We start from the raw sequence: 766 nt of genomic DNA, 5'->3' as shown, positions 1-766 counted from the left end.
CTAACAAGCTTACCCTTTAGGGTGATTGATCTTGATCACTTTATGAGTTTATGTGAAAGAAAGCTACAAAACGAAGCGATTCATTAACGTACCGTTGATGAATTGTGTAATTAGTTTTCACAAATTGACGTTAGCTATCTTCTTCATGCCTTGCTCTACATAGCATCAGCCGGATACCTCTGACTTACTGAGTGGTTTTACTATTAGCAACTGGTCTCTTAGTTGCCTATGGAGTTTTAACCACTCAACGGCCTTTAAATGACGTTCTCGTATAGTGAGTTTGGTGTACTACTGCGGGTGTTAGATTTTGTCGGAAGCGCAGTTTTTAAGTTCACAAAACGTGTTTTTCTTGTGAGGCATCAAGCTACGAGAATCTCATTTTGATTAACTTTATTTAAACAATGTCAGAGTCGCAATTACAGCTTGTTGATACATTTCATTCAGTAAATTGAGACTAAAACGCTATTCATTGCATAATAAGTCAGAGTTAATCGCTATTTATTCTCAATTATTAGGTTAATAATTTGTTGCATGTTGTTTCGTGTGGTGCTAGTTTGTATCGCATGAAAAGGTCGGAGTACCTTGCATTTTCACAAACTTGGGAGAGAAAGCGCATGAAAGATGTACCAGCGCTGGACATAAAGGATTTACACAAAACGTTTGGTCAAAATGAAGTTTTAAAGGGAATTTCACTTTCTGCGCATAAAGGCGATGTAGTATCGATTATCGGATCTTCAGGGTCGGGTAAAAGTACTTTCCTTAGATG

1 protein-coding gene is annotated in these 766 nt (G+C 37.5%); it reads left to right on the top strand.

What is annotated here, in order from left to right:
• Window positions 1–614: 614 nt before the first annotated feature.
• The coding region (locus AB4653_RS22995) for an ATP-binding cassette domain-containing protein (RefSeq protein ID WP_372105408.1) at window positions 615–766 on the top strand (152 nt) is incomplete at its 3' end.

This window comes from Vibrio sp. 10N.222.48.A3 (genome assembly GCF_041475345.1).
GTDB classification, from domain to species: domain Bacteria; phylum Pseudomonadota; class Gammaproteobacteria; order Enterobacterales; family Vibrionaceae; genus Vibrio; species Vibrio tasmaniensis_A.
This window is presented reverse-complemented; position numbering and strand designations above follow the sequence as displayed.